Annotated in this window: 13 protein-coding genes; 9 read left to right on the top strand and 4 right to left on the bottom strand. The window is 66.6% G+C overall.

Translation table 11 applies throughout. The features are described 5' to 3' along the window. Positions 1-587 precede the first annotated feature (587 nt). A complete protein-coding gene (locus tag EW117_RS07330; protein WP_242504140.1) occupies positions 588-1394 on the bottom strand; it encodes an SOS response-associated peptidase in 807 nt (268 codons plus the stop codon). Positions 1395-2158: 764 nt separating this feature from the next. Between EW117_RS07330 and EW117_RS30095 the strand changes: the two genes are divergently transcribed. From EW117_RS30095 to EW117_RS07310, 4 genes are all read left to right on the top strand, one after another. Further along, positions 2159-2443 carry a hypothetical protein gene (locus EW117_RS30095; protein WP_242504139.1) on the top strand — a complete coding sequence of 95 codons (285 nt, stop codon included), beginning with the start codon at positions 2159-2161 and terminating at the stop codon, positions 2441-2443. 199 nt (positions 2444-2642) lie between these two features. Next, positions 2643-3572 carry an IclR family transcriptional regulator gene (locus tag EW117_RS07320; RefSeq protein ID WP_129785206.1) on the top strand — a complete coding sequence of 310 codons (930 nt, stop codon included), beginning with the start codon at positions 2643-2645 and terminating at the stop codon, positions 3570-3572. A 221-nt stretch (positions 3573-3793) separates the two neighbouring features. After that, a complete protein-coding gene (locus tag EW117_RS07315) occupies positions 3794-4870 on the top strand; it encodes a glycosyltransferase family protein (protein WP_129785204.1) in 1077 nt (358 codons plus the stop codon). A gap of 5 nt (positions 4871-4875) precedes the next feature. Beyond that, positions 4876-6087 carry an MFS transporter gene (locus EW117_RS07310; protein WP_165362556.1) on the top strand — a complete coding sequence of 404 codons (1212 nt, stop codon included), beginning with the start codon at positions 4876-4878 and terminating at the stop codon, positions 6085-6087. Between the two features lie 61 nt (positions 6088-6148). Here EW117_RS07310 and EW117_RS07305 read toward each other — a convergent pair whose 3' ends face one another. Further along, positions 6149-6835, bottom strand: a complete 687-nt coding sequence (locus EW117_RS07305; protein ID WP_340641075.1) for a helix-turn-helix transcriptional regulator — start codon at positions 6833-6835, stop codon at positions 6149-6151. Positions 6836-6999: 164 nt separating this feature from the next. Between EW117_RS07305 and EW117_RS07300 the strand changes: the two genes are divergently transcribed. The 4 genes from EW117_RS07300 to EW117_RS07285 all read left to right on the top strand — a co-directional run bounded on the left by EW117_RS07300 (position 7000) and on the right by EW117_RS07285 (position 11896). Next, complete coding sequence (locus EW117_RS07300) at positions 7000-8628, top strand: FAD-dependent oxidoreductase (RefSeq protein WP_277986451.1); 1629 nt, start codon at positions 7000-7002, stop codon at positions 8626-8628. 76 nt (positions 8629-8704) lie between these two features. Then, positions 8705-10033 carry an ABC transporter substrate-binding protein gene (locus tag EW117_RS07295; RefSeq protein WP_165362552.1) on the top strand — a complete coding sequence of 443 codons (1329 nt, stop codon included), beginning with the start codon at positions 8705-8707 and terminating at the stop codon, positions 10031-10033. A 163-nt stretch (positions 10034-10196) separates the two neighbouring features. Further along, positions 10197-11048: a carbohydrate ABC transporter permease gene (locus tag EW117_RS07290; RefSeq protein WP_165362550.1), complete on the top strand. Its 852-nt coding sequence runs from the start codon at positions 10197-10199 to the stop codon at positions 11046-11048. 35 nt (positions 11049-11083) lie between these two features. After that, on the top strand, positions 11084-11896 hold the full coding sequence (locus tag EW117_RS07285; RefSeq protein WP_165362548.1) for a carbohydrate ABC transporter permease: 813 nt from the start codon (positions 11084-11086) through the stop codon (positions 11894-11896). Positions 11897-12033: 137 nt separating this feature from the next. On the opposite strand, the gene EW117_RS07280 is transcribed toward EW117_RS07285, so the two are convergent. Then, a complete protein-coding gene (locus EW117_RS07280) occupies positions 12034-13095 on the bottom strand; it encodes an AraC family transcriptional regulator (protein ID WP_129785190.1) in 1062 nt (353 codons plus the stop codon). A 231-nt stretch (positions 13096-13326) separates the two neighbouring features. Next, positions 13327-16854 (bottom strand): methionine synthase, encoded by a 3528-nt coding sequence (gene metH, locus EW117_RS07275; protein WP_242504151.1) that lies wholly within the window; start codon positions 16852-16854, stop codon positions 13327-13329. Between the two features lie 130 nt (positions 16855-16984). Between metH and EW117_RS07270 the strand changes: the two genes are divergently transcribed. Then, positions 16985-17764, top strand: coding sequence for an SDR family NAD(P)-dependent oxidoreductase (locus EW117_RS07270; protein WP_129785186.1), 780 nt, complete (start codon positions 16985-16987; stop codon positions 17762-17764). Positions 17765-17824 lie beyond the last annotated feature (60 nt).

Below are 17824 nucleotides of genomic sequence, written 5' to 3'. Positions count from 1 at the left end.
TTCAGATCCCATGTCCGGATGGTTCGTGACCGGTCGAGATGATGCGCCTTCCATCTGGTGCTGCGGTCGTCAAGCAGCGCCGCTGGCCGTGACGTCAAGCAATCGCTGGCGGTCCGGGCGGACGCCGGGGTGAGCCCAAGGTGGTCTGCCAGCCCTGCGACAACAAGTCCGCGTGCGCCCGCCGACCTGCTTGAGCCGTCTGACGAACCTGCTGGCTAAAGTCTGCAGCCGCTCTAGCGAGCACCAGCGACGCCGCACCGCTGTGGCCGCCATAGTGAGCTCGCACACGGCACGGCGGAACAGCGACCGTTCGGAAGATCGGACGTTGACAGGTGTCTGTCCGGATACCGAGGGTCAGTAGGGTGACGCCACCCCACTTCACCGGCCAGCCGACGGCGTAGTGGCCGATCGTAGGGACAGCGGCTCGGCGCACGAATTACGACCTGATGCGGGCTTATCGCACCGGGCCAATGCCCAGGACGAGTTGGCGTCTCGTCCGGGCTGCTGCCGCTGACACTGGCGGCCGGCCTTCCGGCGCAGGAGCCGCGCACGCACCTGCTCGTGCCCATGCCAACACGCAGCGCGCGTCAGCCGACCGGGCGGACGAGGTCCGGGTTGTCGTTGCGAACGTTGCCGACAGCGAGGTCGACCTTGATCGGTGTCAGGTGGGGCTCAGGGACGGACGCGATCAGCGCATCGACCTGGTCACCATCGGTCAGCTGCGGATCGAGCCAGGTATCCCACAGGTGATCGGGTAGCAGCAGTGGGGAACGGTCGTGAACATGTCCATGGGCGTCGGTCGTTCTTGTCGTGATGACCGTCAGGGACCACAGCCAGCGGTCTGGGTCGTCGTCGCTCTTGGTCGGGTCCCGCCACAGCTCGTACAGGCCAGCCGCCGCCAGCGGCTCCCGGTTGGGGTCGACCAGGTAGAAGGGCTGTTTGCGTCCTGTTCCCGACTCAGGCGCCTGCCACTCGTAATAGCCGTCCATCGGCACGATCAGCCGCCGTCGTCCGGCTGGCTTGCGGAAGGCAGGCTTCTTGGTGATTGTCTCGACCCTGGCGTTGATCATCCGGGATCCGATCTTGGGGTCCTTGGCCCAGGATGGCACCAGGCCCCAGCGCAGGGTGCGGAGCTGCGGCATGGTGTGCCCGCCCTCGTCGCGCTCGAGAACGGCGCGTACGTCATGCGTCGGCGCGACGTTCCTCGACGGACCGAGCTCCTCGCCGATGAGCTCGGCGATGTGGAATCGGTCGGCGAGTTCCTGGTCCCCACGCGCGTTGGCGTACCTGCCGCGCATGCCTGCAAGTCTGGCATCCGGTCCGTGCAGGAGCCCGACGCGGTCGGCCGTCCCGATCCAATGCCGCTGCTCGTGCCGGAGCAGGTCGATCAGCACGTCGGAGACATCCACGTCCAGCGGCACGTTCGTCCCGTCATCGCGCTGCGTGGTCTGGGCGCGCAGGACCGCGACCAGGCTCGCCGCGTGCAGGTCCAGGACCCGGCCTCGCCCGCGCTCGCGTCCGCCTAGGCGGACCTGCGGTGCGGGGATGCTACCTGCTCGTAGCGTTCTGGTTGGCGGTAACCGGACTTCGTTGTCGCCCTCCTTCTAGGTATCGGTAGTTCCCGGACGTCGGAGGGGCCTGACATGGGTACAACGCCCACCAGCTGGAACCGAAGGCTCGACGGTGACCTGACGAGGTCGAAGGCGTGACGTCCCGCCCAGGATTGACTCGACACTCGACACTCGACGCCGGCGGTGCGTCATGACTTCGACCACCGCACCGCCGCCGGGGCCGATACCCGGTGCGGTCACCGACGATGTCGACCGGGTGCGTGCCGCCATTGCGGCCCAGATCCCCGCCAAGGCGAGCAAGAACTTGTTGATCGGGACGTGGAACCTGCGCGCGTTCGGCGACCTCACCCACAAGTGGCAGTCGACCCAGGACGACAGTCCCAAGCGTGACTGGCACGCCATGGCCTGCATCGCCGAGGTGGTCCAGCGGTTCGACGTGACCGCAGTGCAGGAGACCCGGCGCAACACCACGGCCCTGTTCGCGCTGCTGAACCTGCTCGGCCCGCGCTACAAGGTCATCGCCTCCGACGTCACCGAGGGTGGCCCCGGCAACGGCGAGCGTCTGGCCTACGTGTACGACGCCGAACGTGTCCAGCCCTCCGGCCTCGTGGGCCGAGATCGTCCTTCCCGCGGAGGCGAGCAGCGACGTCGACCAGTTCGCCCGCACGCCGTACGCCGCCGGCTTCGTGCGCGAGGCGACCGAGTTCATCCTGACCACCGTGCACGTGCTGTGGGGCAAGTCGCCGGCCGACCGGATCGGCGAGCTGACCGCCTTCGCCGAGTGGATGTGGGATCGCGACCTGACCAGGTCCCAGGCGTCCTGGCGCCTCAGCGACCACTACCCCCTGTGGCTCGAGTTCGTAACCGGGTAGCGCAACCCACGCTCCGGTCGACACGCCTCCGATCGGCAGGCTTTCCTCGTCCTCGCAATTCTCAGCCCGCCTGAGCGGCAAGCTGGCCAGACTCGGTTGCTCAAGACGAAGGTGTCGCCTGGACGGGCGCTTGCACGGTCACCCGATCAATCACAAATCATGATCACGCGAAGGTTTCTCATGACGGAAAACCAAGGGTGTGAACTTCTTTGAGTTCTCGCGCCGGATCGAACGACCATGGGGTGGTTCCTTGCGTCGGAGAGAATCACCGGCGATCAAGAGAAGCCGATGCACACACAACTATCTCCCTGGAGCGATTTTTTTGTCTGCCTCGGATTCGACCGACGCCGCCCCAGGGCTCCGCAGCCCGGACCGGGCGCTGCGGCTGGTCGAGCACCTCAGCCGCAGCCCGCAGGGGCTCACCGCCAAGCAGCTCGCCCGTCGCACGGGCATCCCGGTGAAGACCGTCTACCACCATCTGAAGACGATCATCGACCGCCAGTGGGCCTGGCGAGGCGAGGACGGCCGCCACTACTTCCTCCCGAACGCCCTCGGCTCCGCCACCGACGTGACTGCGCGTCTCGACCGGGTCCAGCCGGTTCTCCAACGGCTGGCAGTCGACTCCCGGTGTGGGGTGTTTCTGACCTCGCTCCGCGATGAGCAGCTGACTGTGATCACCCATAGCGAGATCGGCGGGGCCCCGCGCCTGGACGACATCGCAGAGGGCCTACCTGAGGCGGCCCATGCCACCGCCGCGGGACGCGCGCTGCTTGCCGCGATGCCTTCCCACCATCGCCACCGCTACCTGAAGGCGTCCGGACTACGGCCCTTCACCAGGCAGACCGTTCGTAGCGAGGACGAGCTGGACGAGGAGCTCCGCACGGCCGCTGAGACAGGGCTCTACACCGAGTTCGGCCAGTGCCGGAGCGACATCGCATGCTCCGGGGTGATCGTGCGCTCTGGACCGCGCACATCCGACAACCTCGCGCTGGCCACAGCTATGCCCATCGACCTGCCTGACGACAGACGGCGCGCCGCCGACCGGCTCCTGCGGCTGGCCGTGGCAGACCTTGTCCCGATACTGGGGCCGGCGCTCACGCCCAACGAGCAGTCCCGCATCGGAGACTGAGTGTCGACGAGGAGGCTTTGTTCTCACAGTCTTAACACGGCCGCCACCTGGAATTTATAATTCTCCGTCTGCGGCCGGTCGCTGCAATTATCGGCCGCAAGATCAGCGCGGAGCGTACAGGCCAGCGACGATTTGGCGAATAGCATCATAGGCATGCCGGATTCCCGGCAACCCGACATGTTTGGGGTCGGAAACGCCATGAATGAGAGGATGCGAAAGCCATGCATGTGACGCGCGCCAGTAAGGAATTCGAGAAAGTGTCGCGCGGCCTTGATGTTGAGGGAACAATGGCGTTCTCATCTCCGGCCGCCGGAACGGCCTCCACGATGAGGAGCATCCCCGAACTCATGGAACTCCTTAAGGACTCAACCGTCATCGCGGTGTCCGAGAGCAACAGCATGCGCAACGTCGGTGACCACTGGTCGGCAGTGGGCAGAACGGTCCAGTGGGTCGAGCGTCTCGGTCAGACAATCAGCCTTTACGAGGCGGCTTCCCTCGAAGATCTGGGCAAGCATTCACCCCTTCAGGGAAAACTCGTGATCATCGGCGGGAGCGGCCTGGTCGGGCCAGGAAGATTCGAGTCCTGTGTGGAGTCGATCTTCAGCCAGCGGCCGGCATCTGTTGCACTGTGGGGTATCGGCCACAACTTCCAGCAGGGCGTTCATCTCGATCCGACCACCGGGTGGCGCAGGCGCGTGCTGAAGGATGGCATCACCAGGATCTGGCCGGAGTGGCTGGCCAAGGCCGACGTGGTGGGCGTTCGTGACTGGGACGCAGGCATGCCCTGGGTGCCGTGCGCCAGTTGCATGCTGCCGGCGTTCGATGTGCTGCGAGAGCGCGAGCCGGAGCACGAGTTCATCGTCCTCAACCACTACGAACGAGGCATCGACACGACTCAGCCGCTGGCCTCGGGGCTCGAGTTCGAGCACATCACGAACAACACCGAGGACATCTTCGAAACCTTGACCCGGCTCGCGTCGGCGAAAGTCGTGGTGTCGAATTCCTATCACGCCCTGTACTGGGCGATGATGCTGGGCCGCGGCGCGGTCGCGGTCGAGCCGAACTCCACACGGTTCCACGGGTTCAGGTGGCCGATCTCGTACGCGAGCCAGGCTGACTGGCTCATGGCGGTCGAACACGCACAGCCAGCTCCCGAGGCGCTCGAGCAGGCTCGGGACGCGAACGTCGAGTTCTCGCAGAGGGTGCTCCAGATCGGACGCAATCTTGGCCTCATCGATCCAAAGGAAGCGATCGATCCAGCCGCGGGAGCTCGGCTTGAGGCGCTGACCGCTTTCTGAGCTCCGTGTGGGAGTGGGTACGGCTGCTGGGCGACCGGGCACTGCGGTGGTATTGGCTGGGACGGCTTCTGTCCCTGGTCGCTGCCTCCGTGGTCCTGGTCGCCACGCCGATGGCCGTCTATCAGCTGACCTCCTCAGCTCTGTGGGTCTCGGCGCTGGTTGCTGTCCACGGCATTCCGTACCTGGTGCTGGGGCCGGTCGCCGGTGCGGTCGCCGACCGGAACGATCGGTCGCTCATACTCCGGTCCTGCGAACTGATCGTCGCGCTGGCCATAGGTACGATGCCGGTCGCGGCGGCATTCGATCGGCTAACGCCAGTGCACATTGTCATCGCAGTGGCCGTCGCGCGTACGGCGTTCGTCTTCGCGGATGCGGCCAACTTCGGGCTGGTGCCCGCGCTGGCGCCTCCGGGGCGCCTCGCCGCAGTGACGGCGCTGCTCTTCGCCACGAGCAGCGTTGTAGAGATGGTTGGCCCCGGACTCGTCGGCGCGATGTCGGCCTTCTTGCCCGCCTCGTCCACCATGGCCTTCGGCGCGTCAGCTTCGGTGTTGGCATACCTCTGCTTCTGCCTCGGGCGTCTCCCACGCGGCAGCTCGGGATCCCAGGTGCCACGGAGTATGTATCGCGCCATACTCGACGGCGCCCGCTGGCTGGTTTCGCATTCAAGGGTGCGGTCGACCATCGTGCTCGGCGTCGCGGCCACGGTTGGCCAGGGAGTGTTCGTCTCCCAAGTGGTCCCCTGGGCCGTGCGGCGGCTCGATGCTCCGGCTGACGGAGGTGCGACCGGGATGCTGTTTGCAGCGTGGGCCGTTGGCGGCTTGGTGGCCACCGTGGTCGTTCCCGCGGCGACACGCAAGAAGAGTGAGCAGTCTGTCGCGTTCGCGGGCATGTGGGTCGCAGCGGCCGGTGCGATCGGATGCGCGTTCGCGACGGTGGTGCCGGTGGCGCTGGCCTTGACCGTGGTCTGGGGCGCGGGTTATCTCTCGGTCGTGCTGGCGACGGTCGTGTGGCGTCAGCTCAGCACTCCCGACCACCTCAGGTCACGGGTGAACACGGCGGCCCGTATGGCGGCCTACGGCGTTGGTTACCCGCTGGGCGGGCTGCTCGGAGGGTGGGCCACGACTCTCTCCGGACCGCACGTGGCGATAGGTGGGGTGGGAATCGTCCTCGTCGGTTTCGCCGTGCTTGGTCTGCGGGGGATGCGAGGGCGGGCGTGAACCGTCACAGATCGTGGCGCTGTGACGGCCCAGACCGCAGGGCAGCGAACTGGAGAACTGGTTAGGTTCGTGAGGTGGAAGTCCGCAACTCGGTAGGCGCCAGGCCGGTCGATTCCTTTACTTTCCGGGAGAAGTGGAAGCTGGTCTTGAACCCACAGCGGGCGGCGATGGAACCGACCGGAAGTCCGGTGGAGGTCAACAGTTCGACTCCGAGGGAGATGCGACGGTCCCACAGGTAGTGGATCGGCGTGGTGTCCATGTGGGCACGGAACATCCGAACCAGATGAGCCGGGGTGACCGACGCGGCCCGAGCGATGTCGGTGAGAGTGATCGGCTGTTCGAGGTGCCTGTGGATGAACAGCCGGGCGTCCTCGATCGATCCCGGCAGCGCGGCGGGAAGATTCCTGAACTCCGCTATGAAGCGCCACAGCAGCGCCGTCGCGAGCGCGTCTACGAGCGCTCCGTCGGCAGTGAGCCTCGTCCGTTCCGTTGTGACGGCTTCACGGGCCAGATAGGTCAGGGCGGACGAGAGCGTCCTGGTGGGCCGGAGCGACTCAAGCCACGTGCGCATCTGTGCCGTCGCGTTCTCCATCCGCCCCCGGACCAGCGTTTCACTGGTGTCGAGATGCTCGTCGAACGTGATCTCTTCGGTGTGGCCCGGCAGGAGGAGGCAGATCTCGCCGGATGACACGTGACGAGGGGCACCGTCATCGAGACACAGGTCCATCGACCCCGAATGGATCAGCATGAGCTGGATCTCCTGCTGGCGGCGAGGCCCGATCCTGGAACCAGCGGGCTGCACAAAATGTCTCGCCGTCGCGTCTGTGACACGGAGGCGACGCGCGTTGGCATCAAACTGAGACACAGACCAGTGTATTGCAGTCATGTTAATGGTGGTCAAATCCTGGTGTCATGATTCCTATGCATGAAACTGAGACACAGCTCCTCGTAGTCGGGGGCGGCGTAGGCGGCGTCATGGCCGCCGTCACCGCTGCCCGCCGCGGCATTCGCGTGATGCTCACCGAACCAACCGATTGGCTGGGCGGAGTGCTGACCGCTCAAGCGGTTCCGCCGGACGAACACGTCTGGATCGAGCAGTTCGGCAGCACTGCGACATATCGCGACTACCGAAACGCCGTGCGCGAGTACTACCGACGGCACTACCCCCTGACCGACGCTGCGCTGCGACGGCGCGCGTTCAATCCCGGCGGCGCGAAGGTCTCCGATCTCTGCCACGAGCCTCGGGTCACGGTGGCCGTGCTCGAGAGCCTGGTCGCGCCGCTGCGGGGCTCGGGGCAGCTGCGCATCCTCATGGAGCACGAACCTCTCGCCGCCGAGACCGAAGGCGACCGCATCACGGCGGTGACGGTGCGCAGCAGTCAAACCGGCGTGTCGACGGTGATCTCCGCCCAGTGGGTCATCGACGCTACCGAGACCGGTGAACTGCTGCCGCTGGCCGGCGTCGAGTACGTGACAGGCTCCGAGGCCCAAAGCGAGACCGGTGAACCGCATGCCGCCGACGTCGCCGACCCGCTCAACATGCAGCCGGTTTCAGTGTGCTTTGCACTCGACTACCGGCCCGAAGAAGATCACACCATCGACAAACCGGAGGCATACGACCGGTTCAAGGCCGACCGCCCCGTCGACTGGCCGAACGGCCAGCTCTCGCTGACCGCGCCGCACCCGAAGACGCGCAAACCGATCCAGCACCAATTCTGGCCGAATCCCGACGACGACCCGACGGTGATCCGACCCGACTACGCGGACCAGCGGGTGGGTTCGATGGACCGAAACCTCTGGACCTTCCGCCGGATCGCGGCCAGGGCGAACTTCCAGCCGGACACCTATCCAAGCGACCTCACCCTGGTCAACTGGCCACAGATGGACTACTGGGGTGGGCCGGTCTTCGACCATCCGGAGGCCGACGCGCACGCGCGTGCCGCACGGGAACTGAGCCGCTCCTTCCTCTACTGGCTGCAGACCGAAGCGCCCCGACCAGACGGCGGCACCGGATGGCCGGGGCTGCGCCTGCGCGGCGACATCCTCGGCGACACCGACGACGGCTTGGCGAAGACGCCCTACATCAGGGAGTCTCGCCGCATCCGAGCCGAACACACCATCGTGGAACAAGAGCTCTCCCTCGCGGTGAGGGGCGTGGCCGGCGCCGTCTCATACCCGGACAGCGTCGGCGTGGGGATGTACCGGATCGACCTGCACCCCTCCACCGGGGGAGATCCGTACATCGACATCGGATGCTGCCCGTTCGAGCTACCGCTGGGCGCACTGATGCCGATCCGTGTCGAGAACCTGCTTCCGGGCGCGAAGAACATCGGCACAACACACATCACGAACGGCGCCTACCGAATGCCGCTCATGGAATGGAACATCGGCGAGGTCACCGGCCACCTGATCGCATTCTGCGTGCAACACAAAACATCGCCGCGGCAGGTCAGAGCCGATGAGGAACTGCTGGCCGATTTCACACAGGAAATCGAAGAGGCCGGCATCGAGCGGCACTGGCCGCGAATCACCGGCTACTGAACGGAAAGCAGCTGGTGACGTCGAAGACGACGACAACCCTTCAATTCACGAAGAGATCATCAAAGGAGATGATGTCATGGACAAGGCTAGAAGGACGACAGTGGCAACCGTTTCGGCAGCTGCCTTGCTGGCAGGTGTCGCGGGATGCAGCTCCGGTCCGGATGCTGCCGACTCGGGCGAGGTGGTGGTCACCTGCGCCACCTGCCAGGAGAGCCCGACCGATCCGTTCCTGCAGTACAACTACGAGGCCGCACAACGGTTCAACGAAGAGTTCGCTGGCGACTTTCGGATCGAGACCATCGAGAACCCGAACGCCGGCTCCGGCGATGACCGGCTGCAGTATTACCAGCGACTCGCCCTCGCCGACGACCTGCCTGATCTCTTCCAACTCAACTCCGGCGAGATCAAGGCGATGCAGGAGACCGGCAAGCTCCACGACTTCGCGTCGAGCCTGGAAGCCGACGGCGACTGGGCGGCAAGCTTCCAGGACCAGGCGTTCGACGCACTGACAGGCCCGGAAGGCCAGATCTGGGCGATCCCGCAGCAGCGCGACGCGATCGGGATCTACTACAACTCGGCACTGCTCGAAGCCGCCGGATACGACCGGTTCCCGGCGACCTGGGACGAGCTCGAGGATCTGGCTGCAGAGCTCAAGCAGCAGGACAAGATCGCGATCGCACTGGACGGCGACTGGGCGACGAAGCTGATGTGGGCCAACCTGATCGGGACCCAACCCGGCGGCGACGAGTTTCTCGGCGAGAAGATCGTCGAGCTGGAGGACTGGGGGGAGGACCCCGCGGTGGTCCAGGCGACCGAGCGCCTCCGGGACTGGCACGTCGAGGGCTACGTGAACGCTGACGCGTTCTCCGGCGATTTCCAGAACGCGGCCGCCCCGTACCTGACCGAAGAAGCGGCGATGGTTCCCAACGGACCGTGGTTCGTCAAGACCAACCTCACGACCGAGGCGGCTCCGGGCCTGTACGAGAAGACGGGCTACGCCCCCGCACCAGGCTGGTCGGATGGCGGCCAGGGCACGGTCGTCGTTTCGGGTGCGGGATGGGTATCCGGTACGACAGACGAGCGAAAGCTCGAAGCGGTCGAGACCTTCGTCAAGTTCATGACGTCTGAGGACGAGGTGCTCGCGCAGGCACAGGCGACGGGCGCCAACCCGCCAGTGCAGGTCGATGCTGCGGCGACCGAAGCCGCAGACCTGGAACCGCTCGCGACTGGGCTGATCGAGCAGACCGCCGATCTGACGTACAGCTACCCGCACGCGCGCGTGCACGGACCGGCTGGACTCGATACGTCATGGAAGAACCTGTGGCCCGCCTACGTGAAGGGCGACATGGACACCGACGAGTTCCTGCAGCGCTTGACCGACGACTCCGCGTCGAGTGCGCAGTAGGCGGCTGACGATGAGCGTTCTCACAAGGCACCGGCCGCCGCATTCCGCCTCCGGCAACGAGCGGGCCGCCTCGGCCGAGCGCGCGCCCGTCGGGGGGCAGGTGGAGCGGCGATCTCTCAAGCGGTCTGCCAGGCCTGTCTCGGGGACGAGGATCCCGCGGGGCATGCGCGGGCCGATCGTGGTCTCACTGCTACCTGGGCTGCTCCTGTTCGGCACGTTCTTCTTGGTGCCGTTCTTCGTCCTAACGGGAACGGCGTTCGCTCGATGGAGTGGTCTGGACTTCGCTTGGGTGGGGTTGGACAACTACCGGCAGATGTTCCAGGACCCGGTCTTCTTCAAGGCGATAGTCAACACGCTGTTCTATGCCGCAGCCTCGGTGTTCATTCAGGTCCCGCTCGGCGTCGGCGTCGGCATGGTGCTCGCGCTGCGGCCTCGCGGGTGGAAAGCTCTGCGGACGATCGTCTTCGTGCCGTTCGTGATCTCCGGCGCGGCCTACGCCGTCATCTTCTCCATGTTCTACAACCCGAGGGCGGGATTGCTGAACAACGCCCTCGGCGCGCTGGGCCTTCCCGGGGACAGGGACTGGCTCTTCGACACCGCGACGGCGCGATGGGCCGTGGCGGGGACCTTCGTGTTCATCATCGGGTTCGTCGTCGTGCTGGTCATGGCCGAGATCGCGTCGATCCCGAACGAGCTGTACGAGGCAGCCTCGGTCGACGGCGCCACGACATGGCAGCAGCTCACGCGGATCACCTTGCCGCTGCTGCGCAACGTCATCGGGACCGCGATCCTCATCCGACTCCTGGTGGACATCGGCATGTTCGACCTGGTGTTCATTCTGACGGCCGGCGGGCCGGACGACGCGACGGCGACGCTGGCGCTGTACGCGTACCGGGCCTATCTGAGCGGCGAATGGGGTTACGCCAACGCGGTCGGCTCGGTGATCATCGTCATCGGCCTGGTGCTGATCATCACCGTCCGGCGGGCATTTCGAATCGGGGAGCGAGCATTATGAGCGAGACAGGAAATACCAGAATCGCGCGTCGATCCGTGTGGGCAAACATCCTGATCTACGGATTCCTGGGTATCGTCGTGCTGCTGGCACTGGCACCGACGGTGTGGGTGATGCTGTCAAGCTTCAAGACCGGGAACCAGATCTTCTCCGGGAATGGGTTCTGGCCATCGCCGTTCACACTCCAAGGATTCATCGACGCGTTTACCCAGATCCACTTGCACGAATACATGTTGAACACGCTCATTTACGCAGGGCTTGGAACGGTCGGTGCGCTGGGGACGGCGTTCCTAGCGGCTTACCCGCTGGCGCGGTTCTCATTTCGCGGGCGCAACGCACTGGTCGCGTTGTTCTCCTTGGCGCTCGCGTTGCCCCTGGTCGGTCTGGCGACTCCGGTGTTCTTCGTGGTGCGGGAGCTGGGGATGTTCGACTCGCGGCTCGGGATGGTGATCTTCTACTCGGCGCTGCAGTTCCCGTTCACGTTCGTCGTGCTGCGGGCCTTCCTCGTCTCAACTCCGCCGGAGCTGGAGGAAGCCGCGATGATCGACGGCGCGGGATACTTCACAACGCTGTTCCGCATCGTGCTGCCGTTGACGCGACCCGCGTTGGCGACCGTCGCGGTCGTGGCGTTCGTGAACATCTGGAACGAGTTCTTCTTCGCCAACCTCTTGCTGGTATCGGAGGAGAACCGGAACGTTCAGCTTGTGCTGGCCGGTTTCAAGTCGCAGTTCGGATTCAACGTCACCGGGGCGGTGGCCGGCGCGACCTTGGTGATGCTGGTACCGATCTGCCTCTTCCTGATCTTGCAGCGCCAGGTGATCGCCGGCCTCACCGCCGGAGCCGTCAAGTAGGGAGAGCGGCGGACCGTCGGCGGTGCCAATACTGGGGATCACGCTCCATGGGCGACCTACGAGTCGAGGCAACCGATCGATCTCCGCCATGCACGACACGCGGGGACTACCGAGGCGCGGAGGAAGGCGAGACAGGATCAGTAGCCATCGCGGCCGCGCTGCAAGGTCACCGATGGCAGCTCGCCGAAGCGCCGGCGATACTCAGCAGCGAAACGCCCCAGGTTGGTGAACCCGAGCCGGGACGCGATCGCGGTAACCGTGGTCTCCGCGCTGGGGTCGGCGGTCCGAAGCTCGATCCAGGCACGTCGCAGCCTGATCTGCCGCTGATAGTCCATGGGGGTGGTCCCCAGCCACCGGCGAAATCCGTCAAACAGAGCCCGGGTGCTCGTGTTCGATGCTCGTGCCAGGTCGGGCACCGTCCAGGTGCGATGCGGAAGCTGTTCGATCAGATCGACTGCGCGGCGCAGCCATTCAGGGCCGATCGGTGATGGCTTCTCCCATAGCTGGCTCGAATAGTTGTGCGGCATGGCGAGCAGCAGCCCGACCATCAATCCTCGCTCGGCTACGGAAGCCGCGGCGGGGTGGCGGAGCATCGGTGTTGATGAATCAAGGTCTTCGACGAGGTTGTCGACAGCAGTCCACCAGCTGGCGGCCGGCATGTCCCAGACGTTGACGACGGGCTGGAAACGCAGGGGGACGCTCGGTTTGGCATCGACCCACGTTTCAAACTCTGCTTCCATTGCGGTGCGGTCGATGGTGATCACCATCATGACGCTCCCGGGCTGCCACCTGATGCGGATAGGCTTGCCGGGCGTGGATACTGCTGCGGTACCGGGCCGAACGGCGACCGACTGACCGCCGATACTGAACGTCGCTCGTCCGACGAGTGAGTGGGCGACGATGAACGAGGCATCGGCACGCTCGGCGACGAGTTCGACTTCGGCCCCATAGGCCAGGACGGTGATACTCACCGCCCGAAGTCTGGCGTTGCGGATCGAAGCCTCGAAACGGCGAGTGTCACCTTTGAGGTGTAGTTCGTGAGGGAAGAGCGCCCGAGATACTTCTTCACGGGCGATATTGGGATCGGCGGTTTTTAAGAGCTGATGTTCGGCAAGCGGGATAGGGTATTCGGCAAAGATTTCTTCCAGCTTGCTCTCATATTCTGGAGACTCGATTCCTGACACAGGATCTGTAGCCACCGATTAATCATCGGTCGCGCGGCGCCTGGTGGCAATCAAAAACGTGGACAGGAAGACCAAGATTGTGAGAACGCTCCCACGGTTCCATAGAGCGGGGTCGTGGAACGTGATCGACCCGCCGAGGCTGAGGAACGTCCAGCGACGTCTGGATACGGGAGTCACGGGAATCCGCCCGAGGCTCTGACCAGTGAGAACGCGCTTGACCTGGTCGGACGGCCACCATCCCAGAAGTCACACAGAGAAGTACTTCGCCTCCGGGTGGTGGAACACGAACGCATCCGTCGACTGCTCCGGATGCAGCTGCAGCTCGTCCGACAGCGTCACCCCGACCCGCTCCGGCCGCAGCAGCTCCACCACCTTGTGCCGGTCCTCCATCTGCGGGCACGCCGGATACCCCAGCGAGAACCGCGCCCCGCGGTACTCCAGCTTGAACATCCCCTCGACCCCGGCCGGCTCCTCGGACGCGAACCCGAGCTCGTCCCGCACGCGCGCATGCCAGAACTCGGCAAGCGCCTCGGTGAGCTGCACGGAAAGCCCGTGCAGCTCCATGTACTCCCGGTACTTGTTGGCTTCAAAGAGCCGAGCGGTATGCGCGGAAACGGAGTCCCCGACCGTCACGAGCTGCACCGGCAGCACGTCGAACCGCCCGGTCTCCTCGACCCACGACCGCGGCCGCACGAAGTCGGCGAGACACAGGTGCCGGTCCCGCCGCTGCCGCGGAAAGTTGAACCGCAGCCGTTCGGTCCCGACAGCACCACCGGACCCGCCGTCGGGCGCGCCGATCCCGGCGAGCTCCCCATGGTGCGCCACAACAACGGAATCCCCCTCGGACCACACCGGGAAGTACCCGTACACCACCGTCGGGTCCATGATCTGGTCGGTCAGGATCCGGTCCAGCCACCCCGCGAGCCGCGGCCGCCCCTCGGCCTCGACCAGTTCTTCATATGACGCCCCGTCCGAAGAGCGCCCCGGCTTGAGCCCCCACTGACCCATGAACGTCGCCCGCTCGTCCAGGAAGGCGGCGTACTCGGAGAGCTGCACGCCCTTCACGATCCGCGTGCCCCAGAACGGCGGGTCGGGCACGGGATTGTCGGCCGCCACGTCAGACCGAGAAGGCAGGTCCTCGACAGCCGTCTGCGTCACCGTCACCACCGCGTGCCGCCGCTTCTTCAGCGCCGGCAGTCCGACGTCGTCCGGCGAAGCGCCCCGGGCAACACGCACGAGAGGCTCCATCAGCCGCAGCCCCTCGAAGGCGTCCTTCGCGTACCGCACCACCCCGGGAAAGACCCCGGCCAGGTCGTCCTCGACATAAGTCCGAGTCAGCGCAGCCCCACCCAGCAGCACCGGCCACCGCTTGTCGTACCCGCGTGAGGCGAGCTCCTCCAGGTTCTCCTTCATCACCACCGTCGACTTCACCAGCAGCCCCGACATGCCGATGACGTCGGCGTCGTGCTCGATCGCGGCGTCGATCATGGCGCTCACCGGCTGCTTGATGCCGATGTTCACCACCTTGTAGCCGTTGTTCGTCAGGATGATGTCCACGAGGTTCTTGCCGATGTCGTGCACGTCGCCACGCACGGTCGCCAGCACGATCGTGCCCTTGGTCTGGTCGCCCTCGACCTTCTCCATGTGCGGCTCCAGCAGCGCGACAGCGGCCTTCATCACCTCCGCCGACTGCAGCACGAACGGCAGCTGCATCTCGCCCTTGCCGAACAGCTCGCCCACCACCTTCATGCCCTCCAGCAGGTGGTCGTTGACGATGTCCAGCGCCTTCATGCCGGCGCCCAGCGCCTCCTCGATGTCGGGCTCGAGCCCCTTGCGGGCGCCGTCGATGATCCGCCGGGCCAGCCGCTCGCCCACGGGCAGCCCCGCCAGCTCCGCAGCCCGGGCATCCCGGATCGCCCCCGCATCCACACCCTCGAACAGGTCGAGCAGCTTGGACAGCGGGTCGTAGGTCAGGTTGCCGTCGGCGTCCCACTCGCGCTTGTCCCACACCAGGTCGAGCGCCGTCTGCCGCTGCTCGTCCGGGATCGAGGACAGCGGGAGGATCTTCGCCGCGTGCACGATCGCCGAGTCCAGGCCCGCCTCGGTCGCCTCGTGCAGGAACACCGAGTTCAGCACGGCGCGCGCCGCCGGGTTCAGGCCGAACGACACGTTCGAGACGCCGAGCGTGGTGTGTACGCCGGGGTACTTGCGGGTGAGCTCGCGGATCGCCTCGATGGTCTCGATCGCGTCGCGCCGCGTCTCCTCCTGGCCGGTGGCGATCGGGAAGGTCAGGGCGTCGACGATGATGTCGTCCACGCGCATGCCCCAGTCGTTCACCAGGGTGTCGATCAGCCGGGAGGCGATCGCCACCTTCCCATCGGCGGTCCGCGCCTGGCCTTCCTCGTCGATGGTCAGCGCGACGACGGCGGCGCCGTGCTCCACGACCGCCGGCATGATCCGCCCGAACCGGGAGTCCGGCCCGTCGCCGTCCTCGAAGTTCACCGAGTTCACAACCCCGCGGCCGCCCAGCAGCTCCAGGCCCGCGCGGATCACCGCCGGCTCCGTGGAGTCGATCACGAGCGGCAGCGTGCTCGCCGAGGCCAGCCGGGAGACCACCGCGCGCACGTCCTCGACGCCGTCGCGGCCCACGTAGTCCACGCACACGTCCAGCATGTGCGCGCCGTCGCGGGTCTGGGCCCGTGCGATGTCGACGACGTCGTCCCAGCGGCTGTCCAGCATCGCCTCCCGGAACGCCTTGGAGCCGTTGGCGTTGGTGCGCTCGCCGATCGCGAGGAAGCTCGTCTCCTGCCGCAGGTCCGTGGCGGAGTAGAGCGAGGCGACGGCGTTCTCCCGCACCGGCTCGCGCTGCCCGACCGGCGCCCCGCCCACGGCCTCGACCACCAGGCGCATGTGTTCCGGCGTGGTACCGCAGCAGCCGCCCACCAGGCCCAGGCCGAACTCGCGCGCGAACTGCGTGTGCGCGGCGGCCAGCTCCTCCGGCGTCAGCGGGTAGGAGGCGCCGCCCGGCCCCAGCACCGGCAGGCCCGCGTTCGGCATGCAGGTCACGGGGATCTCCGCATGCTGCGACAGGTGCCGCAGGTGCTCGCTCATCTGCTCCGGGCCGGTCGCGCAGTTCATGCCGATCGCGTCGATGCCCAGCGCCTGCAGCGCCACCAGCGCCGCGCCGATCTCCGAGCCCATCAGCATGGTCCCCGTGGTCTCCACGGTCACCGACACGATGATCGCGACCCGCTGCCCGACGTCGGACATCGCCTGCCGGCAGCCCGTCACCGCGGCCTTGGCCTGCAGGAGGTCCTGGCTCGTCTCGACCAGGAGCGCGTCCGCGCCGCCCTCGATCAGGCCCGCCGCCTGCTCCGCGAACGTATCCCGGAGGTGCGCGTACGTGGTGTGGCCCAGCGACGGCAGCTTCGTGCCTGGGCCCATGGAGCCCAGCACCCAGCGCGGGCGGTCCGGCGTCGAGTACGCGTCCGCTCGCTCTCGGGCCAGCGCCGCACCCTTGCGGGCCAGCTCGCGGATCCGGTCGTCGATGCCGTAGTCCGACAGGTTCGACCAGTTCGCACCGAACGTGTTCGACTCGATGGCGTCCACGCCCACCTCGAGGAACCCGTCGTGCACGCCTGCGATGATGTCCGGCCGCGAGACCGTGAGGATCTCGTTGCAGCCCTCAAGACCCTCGTAGTCCTCCAGGGTCGGATTCGCCGCCTGGATCATCGTGCCCATGGCGCCGTCGGCCACGACCACGCGCGTGCGCATGGCCTCCAGCAGGGCGGCGGAGCGTTCGCCGAGGGCGGGCAGGGCGGCGGGAAGAGCTGTCACCCCGGCAGCGTAAGCCCCCACCCGACGACGGCGCCGCGCGTGCCCGTTGCTCGGTATCGTCCCCGCCATGACAACACGCGACTACCTGGCCTCCCTGTTCTCCCTGGAGGGCCGCACCGCCGTCGTGACCGGCGGCAGCTCCGGCATCGGACGGGGAATCGCCACCGCGCTGGCGCTCGCTGGGGCTCACACCGTGCTCCTCGCACGCGGCGCCGAACGGCTGGACGAGGTCGCCGGCGTCCTGCGGGAGCGTGGCTGCACGATCGAGACGGTGGTCGCGGACCTCGGTACGCGCGACGACATCCACGCCGCAGCCGACGACATCGTCGCCGTCGCTGGGGAGCCCGACATCCTCGTCAACAGCGCCGGCATCAACCTGCGCCCGCACATGGACCGGATCGACGAAGAGATCTGGGACATCACGATGACCGTCAACCTCGAAGCCCCGTTCCTGCTCGGCCAGCGGTTGGCGCCGGGCATGGCCGAGCGCGGATTCGGCCGGCTCATCCACGTCTCCTCGCAGCAGGCCCACCGGTCGTTCGTCGACAGCGGCGCCTACGGCGTCTCCAAGGGCGCGCTCGAGTCCCTCGCCCGCTCCCAGTCCGAGGCCTGGTCCGCCCGCGGTGTCACCGCCAACACCCTCGTGCCCGGGTTCGTCCTCACGCCCCTGAACCAGCGCCTCCAGGACGACGCCGGGAAGGTCGCGGCGCTCGCGGCCCGCACCACCGTGGGCCGCAACGGCGTACCCGAGGACTTCGCGGGCGCCGCCGTCTTCCTCGCGAGCGCCGCGTCCGGCTATGTCACAGGCCACTCGCTGTTCGTCAACGGCGGCTTCTCCGTGCACTGACGGCGGTGGTCTGACGCTCCCGGCTGCGTACGTCGTTACCTGGGCGGGCATCCAGGAGGC

Origin of the sequence: Promicromonospora panici (assembly GCF_900608595.1) — a bacterium.
Lineage (GTDB): Bacteria > Actinomycetota > Actinomycetes > Actinomycetales > Cellulomonadaceae > Promicromonospora > Promicromonospora panici.
This window is presented reverse-complemented; position numbering and strand designations above follow the sequence as displayed.

Excerpts from the sequence above, each read along its gene's own strand:
- EW117_RS07270 (WP_129785186.1), top strand. The coding sequence starts at position 16,985 with ATGACAACACGCGACTACCTGGCCTCCCTGTTCTCCCTGGAGGGCCGC.
- EW117_RS07290 (WP_165362550.1), top strand. The coding sequence starts at position 10,197 with ATGCGCGGGCCGATCGTGGTCTCACTGCTACCTGGGCTGCTCCTGTTC.
- metH (WP_242504151.1), bottom strand. The coding sequence starts at position 16,854 with ATGCGCACGCGCGTGGTCGTGGCCGACGGCGCCATGGGCACGATGATC.
- EW117_RS07305 (WP_340641075.1), bottom strand. The coding sequence starts at position 6,835 with ATGCTGATCCATTCGGGGTCGATGGACCTGTGTCTCGATGACGGTGCC.
- EW117_RS07300 (WP_277986451.1), top strand. The coding sequence starts at position 7,000 with ATGATTCCTATGCATGAAACTGAGACACAGCTCCTCGTAGTCGGGGGC.
- EW117_RS07315 (WP_129785204.1), top strand. The coding sequence starts at position 3,794 with ATGCATGTGACGCGCGCCAGTAAGGAATTCGAGAAAGTGTCGCGCGGC.
- EW117_RS07295 (WP_165362552.1), top strand. The coding sequence starts at position 8,705 with ATGGACAAGGCTAGAAGGACGACAGTGGCAACCGTTTCGGCAGCTGCC.